At 56.7% G+C, this 7851-nt stretch carries 9 protein-coding genes and 1 pseudogene; 8 read left to right on the top strand and 2 right to left on the bottom strand.

Going from position 1 to position 7851, the window contains the following annotated elements:
* Positions 1-625 (bottom strand): LysR family transcriptional regulator (locus ACRXB1_RS24850; protein ID WP_449493546.1); only part of this gene is annotated, 625 nt, incomplete at its 3' end.
* Positions 626-733: 108 nt separating this feature from the next.
* Here ACRXB1_RS24850 and ACRXB1_RS24845 point away from each other — a divergent pair.
* The 8 genes from ACRXB1_RS24845 (at position 734) to ACRXB1_RS24810 (ending at position 7672) form a co-directional block, all read left to right on the top strand.
* Positions 734-1489, top strand: a complete 756-nt coding sequence (locus ACRXB1_RS24845; protein WP_086383889.1) for a glucose 1-dehydrogenase — start codon at positions 734-736, stop codon at positions 1487-1489.
* Between the two features lie 215 nt (positions 1490-1704).
* Positions 1705-2454: an SDR family NAD(P)-dependent oxidoreductase gene (locus tag ACRXB1_RS24840; RefSeq protein ID WP_449493547.1), complete on the top strand. Its 750-nt coding sequence runs from the start codon at positions 1705-1707 to the stop codon at positions 2452-2454.
* Between the two features lie 1115 nt (positions 2455-3569).
* Positions 3570-5003: a dipeptidase gene (locus ACRXB1_RS24835; protein ID WP_449493545.1), complete on the top strand. Its 1434-nt coding sequence runs from the start codon at positions 3570-3572 to the stop codon at positions 5001-5003.
* Positions 5004-5040: 37 nt separating this feature from the next.
* The gene (locus ACRXB1_RS24830) at positions 5041-5301 is read left to right on the top strand and encodes a hypothetical protein (protein WP_062002982.1); all 261 of its coding nucleotides are present in this window, start codon (positions 5041-5043) and stop codon (positions 5299-5301) included.
* Between the two features lie 120 nt (positions 5302-5421).
* Positions 5422-5907 (top strand): hypothetical protein, encoded by a 486-nt coding sequence (locus ACRXB1_RS24825; RefSeq protein WP_449493544.1) that lies wholly within the window; start codon positions 5422-5424, stop codon positions 5905-5907.
* A gap of 121 nt (positions 5908-6028) precedes the next feature.
* Positions 6029-6463, top strand: coding sequence for a DUF3429 domain-containing protein (locus ACRXB1_RS24820; protein ID WP_062170949.1), 435 nt, complete (start codon positions 6029-6031; stop codon positions 6461-6463).
* Positions 6464-6551: 88 nt separating this feature from the next.
* Complete coding sequence (locus ACRXB1_RS24815) at positions 6552-6842, top strand: DUF427 domain-containing protein (RefSeq protein WP_062002984.1); 291 nt, start codon at positions 6552-6554, stop codon at positions 6840-6842.
* A gap of 170 nt (positions 6843-7012) precedes the next feature.
* On the top strand, positions 7013-7672 hold the full coding sequence (locus ACRXB1_RS24810) for an FMN-dependent NADH-azoreductase (protein ID WP_449493543.1): 660 nt from the start codon (positions 7013-7015) through the stop codon (positions 7670-7672).
* A gap of 81 nt (positions 7673-7753) precedes the next feature.
* On the opposite strand, the pseudogene benD reads toward ACRXB1_RS24810, so the two are convergent.
* Positions 7754-7851 (bottom strand): annotated as a pseudogene (gene benD, locus ACRXB1_RS24805) (1,6-dihydroxycyclohexa-2,4-diene-1-carboxylate dehydrogenase); the annotation flags it as partial.

Genomic DNA, 7851 nt, shown 5'->3' with positions numbered 1-7851 from the left:
GCGTTCGACCATCGCGTTCAAAAGACCAGCTTGCCATGCTAGCGGACGGCCCGACTATTATTTGATGGTCGGAAAGGTCAGCCGGCGAATCGGGAACGCCCGCGCGACTTAGATATTCCGGCGAGGCTACCATCACTCGTTGGTTCCTGCATAGCAGCCGAGCCGTTGCGTTCGAATCTGCAAGCGTACCGAAGCGAATGGCAACATCGACGCCTTCGCGAAGCAAGTCTTGCCTGGCATCGTCCATCAAGAGATTGATCCGCAGTGCAGGATGCCTGTCAAGGAAGGCTGGAAGTTTCGGTATGACCTCCCGTGTAGCAAATGTCGCCGGCAACGCCACACGCAGCTCTCCTTGGAGCTGGTCGGCCCCGCGCACCGCCTGGTTGGCTTCGTCGAGCGCGGCAAGGATAGGCTCGATGCGTGCAAGATAGTCCGCGCCCGCCTCTGTCAAGACCACGGCACGGGTAGAACGCATGAGCAGCGGGGCACCCACGTCCTTTTCGAGCATGGCGATAGCGCGCGACGCCGAGGGCTGTGACAGCGAGAACTCACGTCCGGCTTTCGAAATGCTCCCCGTCCGAACCACACGCACAAAGAGTTTCAGCGCCGAAATACTGTCGGTCATGTCTGGGATGAATAGTAGAAAGTTCGATTGTGCGCCTTATCAACGTTCGATAAAGGGGTGATGCTCAATCAACGCCAACTCCGTTGGCTCTCTCACAAAGGATTCACCATGTCACAGCAACAAAAGCTCGCCAATAAAGTCGCCATCGTTACTGGCTCTTCAAAAGGTATTGGCGCCGCTATCGCCAAGGAACTAGCGTCCCAAGGCGCTTCGGTCGTGGTCAATTATTCGTCGAGCAAGGTCGACGCTGACCGCGTTGTGGGCGATATCGTCAACGCTGGCGGAAAGGCTATTGCAGTTCAGGCCAACGTTGCTGTTCAATCTGACATCGCCCGGTTGTTTGCCGCTACCAAAGAGACATACGGAAAGCTGGACATTCTTGTCAACAACGCCGGAATCTACTCGTTCGCACCACTGGAATCCGTCACTAGTGAAAGCATCACGGCCATGTTCAGCACCAATGTCTCGGGTCTGCTTTTCGCGAGCAAGGCTGCACTGGCATTGTTCCCTGCCGAAGGCGGAAGCATTGTGAATATCGGATCGGTGGTTGGTGAGCTGACGCCGCCGACTTCGGTCGTCTACTCCGGCACCAAGGGTGCAGTGAACTCGATTACGCGAGTTCTCGCAAAAGAGCTAGGGCCCAAGCAAATCCGCGTCAACGCCGTGAACCCGGGCGCAGTGAAGACAGAAGGCTTTAAATCGGCTGGCCTTGAGGGCGACTTCGAAGCAATGATGATCGCTGCAACGCCGCTTGGCCGCGCAGGACAACCCGGCGATGTCGCCACCATCGTCGCGTTCCTCGCCTCCGCCGATGCTGGTTGGATTACTGGTTCGCTTATCGATGCTGCAGGCGGTTCGCGATAGGCTGATTCATCGCGGACCCGCCCGAAGTAAAGGGCGGGCCGCGCGAATAGGGCTGGCGGCTGCCGTGCGTTGAATCGTAAGCGCTGTGCCATAGGCCTGTCTTCGAAATGCCAAGGACGAACCCGCTTTTGCGTCGTTAAATGAAAACCCAACGAACAAATGCGGGGTGGTCCCAGCAGTTCTTTCTTGATCTCTCCAACATTCAAGGTTTTAAAATGCCCACTCTCTCTGGCAAGGTTGCCGTTATTAGCGGCGGAACGTCCGGTATCGGTTTGGCTATCGCACAAAGGTTCGTCGCCGAGGGTGCTCATGTCTTTCTTTTCGGTCGTCGGCAGGCCGAGGTTAATCAGGCCGCCGAGCTGCTCGGGCCAAACGCGACGGCTTTGCAAGCTGATGTCACAAAGTTTGCTGATATTGATCAGGTAGCCGCGACCATAAAGGCGAAGAAGGGTGTAATCGACATCATTGTGTCCAACGCGGGTTTGACGGAGGAGGCTTCGATTGAAACCCTCACGCCTGCTCACTTCGACAAAACATTCAACCTCAACGCCCGCGCCCCGGTATTCCTGGTCCAGAAGCTTCTGCCGCTGATGACACGGGGTGGCTCAATCGTCTTGGTTTCGTCGGCGATGCACCTCAAAGGCTTTCCGGGCCACACCGCGTACGCGGCCACCAAGGCGGCGTTGCGCTCCTATGCCCGCACTTGGGCTGCGGAATTCAAGGACCGCGGCATTCGCGTCAATACCCTCAGTCCAGGCGTGATCGATACCCCAATTCTCGACTCGCAGGCACCCACGCCCGAAGCGCGCAAGGCTTTGGTGAACATGTACCTCGAAATGATTCCGCTCGGCAGGCTCGGCCGCGCCGAGGAGATGGCCAACGCAGCACTGTTTTTGGCGTCTGACCAGAGTTCTTACATGACCGGCTCAGATTTGATGGGTGACGGGGGCGCCGGCCAAGTCTAGGAAGGCTTGGCTTAATCAAGATCCCGTTTCGATTTGACAGGCGGCGGTACGGAGGGAATTGCAGGCAGCATGGATTCGCACAAGTAACTGCACCCTGCGCCTTCCGCTCGGCTGATAGCCGGAAAGTTGCTCGATGGGCGACACTCGAGGGCTAGTAATCAGTGGCGCTCACCCGTCAATATGCCACCGCTAATTTCCCGTGCTATGACGATTCAAAGCAAGTGACGCAGGCTAAATTTGTTGCTTGCCAATCAATTCCATAACTGAAGCTCTAAATAGGACAAGTTTGTAGGCCCTCCTTTGGTTGCTGTGGTAACTCTGCCCCATGTCGTCAAGGCCATGTCGATCGTCAATTTGCTCCGCAGCGCGGAGAGATTCTTGCCTCGTGGTTCCTTGTGGCACAGGGCACGACCACGCAACTGGTGGCGAACTTACGATCTTCAATATTACTGTATATATAACCTGTGCTGTATGTTTGAACAGTATGTCAGGGGGCAAAAATGGACCTTTTGGTCACGCTATACACAAACGAGTCAGTCGAACGCTCGAATGGCTGCGTCGGCATGTCGGTGACGCAGCCATTGGTCATGCTGTCAAACGATGCGCTAAACCGGGCAAGCCCTATCTCTGCGCCGTTTGTAGGCACTGAGAATCAAAACGCCTAAATTTTCGATTCCACGCTGAGAAGCGCCAAGTCCGGTGGCCGAAAATTCTCCAGCTACCATCCGAAGCATTCTTACCGTGCGGACGTCAACACCTCGCACGACAGTCGGGGGTCCACGCTAGCGGTTATCGCCAAACGTTATGCTTCCGCCGATTCCACCGCCCGGCACCGCCGCCCTCTTTGTGATTTATGAACCGCTGTGTCATGTGATTCACAGACTCAACATGCTTTCATTGGAGTTCGGACTCTGTTCGATGCAGCAGCTAGCCAATTGGTTCGTAAAACTGATGCAAAGTTGCCCAAAATACTTATGCAAAATATCATCCTCAGGGGGAGTTGCGTCTGCACACAGTAAATAGGCCAACGCTAACATGCCTCAAGTAGCATCAACAAAGGCCAAATCTAACCTCACGCCGTCCCGGCACTTCGGACTTTGTGTTCCAAACCACTCATGATTGCTTCTTTCGACTGGTCCTCGATTCAGACAGGTGCAGCGCAAGCACTGCACGATTCGGTGATCGAGATAAGCGGTTGGATGACGCCGCTCGATCGATCGGCACTCAAGGTCGATTATTTCCTGCTGAGCGTCGACGAACCCTGTTGTGGCGGCTGTATCCAGGCGAATCCGCTGTCGTGTATCGAAGTGTTCGCTACACAGCCCTTTACAGTGACAGGTGACATGCTTCGTTTGCGTGGCCGCTTGCAGCCGCTGTTTGAAGACCCCGCGGGCTGGATTTACCGGTTGGTCGATGCATTTGATCTTCGCCCTGCTTCCTCTCCTTCCCACCAATCCATTGGCCGGCGCGCGTTCCTTGCGTCGAGCGCCGCGCTCGGCCTCGCCGCCTGCGTACCTGGACGTTTCGCGGGGTATCGGGACGACGCCAGCGACGCGCCGCAGTGGCAGCCGTCGACCACGTCGCCCACCATCGACATGCATAGCCACGCCGGGCGTGTGATCGTGTCGCGGGACCCGTTGGTCGGCGCGAATCGCCCATTCGTGCCGCTGTCCGCACCCATGAGGGCCGGCGGAATGAATGTGATCTGCCTCGCGATAGTGACGGACACGACAGTGACTCACGTGTCCAGCGACCGCAAGCGTTTCGAAGCGTGGAGAACGCCGCAGCCCGGCGAGTTGTACGCGCTGGGAAAAACAGAATTCGCCCGAGCACACGCGCTTGTCGCGCGCGAAAAGATGCGGGTCGTGACGACCGCAGCGTCACTTCAGGCGCAGGCGTTCTCCGGACCATGCGCGATCATCGCCGCAGAGGGCGGCGATTTCCTGGAAGGAAATATCAACGCGCTCGATGAAGCTTTCACCCAGCATCAACTGCGCCATTTGCAGCTCACGCACTACCGCGTGAACGAGCTTGGGGACATTCAAACCGAGCCGCCCGTCCACGGTGGTCTCACGGATTTCGGTGCCGACGTTATCCGCCGATGCAACCGCCTGGGCATCGTGGTCGATGTCGCCCACGGCACATATGCGCTCGTCAAACGGGCTGCGTCCACATCGACCAAGCCGCTGGTCTTGTCCCATACGGCACTTTCCACGCATCCGGGCGCCCGCTCCCGCCTGATTTCGCCTGATCACGCGCGCGCGATTGCCGACACGGGCGGTGTGATCGGCGTTTGGCCAAGCTCCGGCACGTTCAGCGATATCCACGCGATGGCCGAAGGCGTCAAGCGCATGGCCGATGTCGTCGGAGTCGAACATGTGGGGCTCGGCTCGGATATGCTGGGATTCATATCGCCGCCGGTATTTCGCAGCTACGAGCAGTTGCCATCGCTTGCGAGCGCCCTGTTGTCTGCGGGCTTCACGCAAAACGATGTGACCCAGATACTGGGTGCGAATTATCTGCGCGTGTTCACGGAGTCGGTGGGCTAAAGCTCAATGAATCGCTTATCTGCTTACGGGAGTGACTATGGACGATGTTTTTACGCCGGCGGATGCAATGCGCGCCGATTATTTCTACGAATTTCATGAGGTCGGCAACACAGACCCTTCGACGCCTCTCGCCCAGGTTACAAAGCGGGTCCCCATACCGCACCTGGACACTGGCACGATCGTGGTATTGGGGGTGAATGGAGGCAGCGGACGATACATTGTCGAACGAGTGGAGCTGGACTTGTGGAGCGGCGACGACAGCTCGGTGTATTTCGAGGTGTACGTCACGCAGGGATAAGGTCAGGGACGCAAACAGCCAGGGCGCCAACGTCCCAGGCACATACTCAAGTTCATTGAGGCGCGCAATCGATAAACAGATCGGCGTCTGTTCGCTGCAAATTCCACCGGCGACGGTGACGTGTTCAGCTATCGTCCAGCCCTGTATTGGGACCATTCCACAGATAATAAGGACATCGCAGCATTGATTTGGCAGACTCACCGAACCCCGATAAGCGCGAAAAGATGCGGCACATTAATTGCCCTTGGAGCAGTGCAGCCATTGCATCATGCGTTTCATTCGCCAGGCCCTTCTGATTGGATATCCATCTGGTTCGCGCAAGGGTGCAGCGCATCGCGTACAGCCAAACTTTCTTCGTGGGAATCAATTTTGAACAAGCAAATTTTATCGGCAAGTGAAATCCAGCAAGCGATCAACCAAGACCTCGAAAAGGCCGGGTTGGGCTCTTCCTATCGGGTTGGAGTTCCGGTTCGTCTATCGCCGGGTACACCGGATGGACATAATTGGCATTTCATGGATCTGCTGAGTGGCGACAGCAAGAGCATGGATACTGTCACAGGCATTCTTTCGGACGCGCGAAATCGATATGCATTGCCGGAAGAGTGAAGCACTGCGGGGCAAGTTGCACGCCCTACCCACGTAAAAAATCAGTCGCCCGCACCGAATGCACGCACGAGGACCAGAACAGTTCAAAGGTGGGCGCGTTTCAACCTGAGGTAAAGCTGTCATGACTACGCTCGAAGCGAACACGCCGCTTCCCAAACTGCTCGGCTACGGCGGCGCGATCCCATTTATCGGGCTAGCACTGCTTGTGCACATGCTCGCCAACCATCAAGACGTAATGAGGCATGCGCTGTTGGGCTATGGCGCATGCATCGTGTCGTTCGTGGGCGCCGTGCACTGGGGCATATGGCTCGCAACAAATGGCAAGCGCGCGGCTGGCATTTTATGGAGCGTTGTTCCCTCGATCGCCGCCTGGGTCGTCCTTAGCGTCAACGATCAACTGTCTTGCCTCGCGATGGCGGCAGTACTTGTATCCTGCCTGATTGCAGATTTTCGTTTCCGCCAGCTTGGCGACCTTCCGCAATGGTACGTGCGAATGCGGATTACACTGACTACCGTGGGCGCGCTTTCGTTGATAGCAGGAACCTTTGGCGCGTAACCCTTGAAAGACTGATCGGGTGGCAGCCGCCGTCCCTTACTCGTGTTCGACATCGAAACCCATTAACCTGAACCATCGAGAAAAGCTCATGAAACGCGCAACCTGGAACGGAACGGTGATCGCATCGGCCGCCGATGACGAGATCAAGATGGTGGAAGGCAATTTGTACTTCCCACCCCACGCGCTGAAACTGGATTATCTGAAGCCGAGCGAGAAGGTCTCGACGTGCGGATGGAAGGGCGAAGCACATTATTACGACGTAGTCGTAGACGGCCAGACGAATGCGGACGCGGCGTGGTACTACGCAACCCCTCTCGACGCCGCACGCGAGATCGCCGGACACGTCGCATTTTGGCGCGGCGTCCGTATCGAGGACTAGCATCTTCTCAAGTGACTTGGCTCAATGCTCGATCAGGGCGATGCAACTCCTGCGCGCGCGGGTTGATGAAAAGTACCAGTGTGATGCCGGTTCAGGTCGCTCAGGAGCCCTGAGTCATCATCTAGACGGTTCTTGAGTTAACCCTCACACCTTTACATACGGAACAACCTATGACCGACCAGTCCGATCGAACGCAAACATCTGCTAACCACGCACCCCGCCTCTTACACGTGATAGGGTCGCCAAGGGAGTTGCGTTCTGCTTCGCGCGAAGTCGCGGATTCATTCATCACCGCATGGCTCGCGGCAAATAGCAACGGTACAGTCGATACCCTCGACGTGTGGAGCACTGAACTTCCCGAATTCGACGGCTATGCTTTGGGCGCTAAATATGCCGCGTTGGAAGGCCGGGAGCGGACAAGCCAGGAGGTCGAGGTATGGGAAGCGATAACCGCATTGGCAGACCGATTTCGTAACGCGCAGTTGATCGTGTTCAGCGTTCCTATGTGGAACTTCGGAATCCCGTACAGGCTGAAACACCTGATAGACGTGGTGAGCCAGAAAGACCTTCTGTTCACTTTTGACGAGCGTGGATTACAGGGGCTTTTGACTGGCGTCAAAGGCGTAACGATCTCAGCGCGCGGCGCCGAGCTGGGCGCATTCGCTGAACATCAGGGCGCCTATATGTCCACGTGGTACGAGATGGTGGGGATAACGGAGCACCACGACATCGTCGTAGAGAAGACTTTATACGGCTCCGAGGTTGACTCGAAGTCGCGAGCAGCCGGGCGCGATGCGGCGCTGGGTTTGGCACAAAGGCTGAAGGTTTGAAGGGAATGCATCTGAAAGTCCCGTTGCGTGCCCGTGAACCTGAGAAGCTCGATAAAAATGATTGCCACATAGTTGCGATGATCAGCCCGTGTCGCCGCCTGCGACCGGCAACACCGTGCCGGTGATATAACCGGCCTCGTCCGATGCAAGGAATAAAATGGGCGCGACCTGTTCCTCAA

The sequence above is a fragment of the Caballeronia sp. M23-90 genome (genome assembly GCF_053574605.1).
This window is presented reverse-complemented; position numbering and strand designations above follow the sequence as displayed.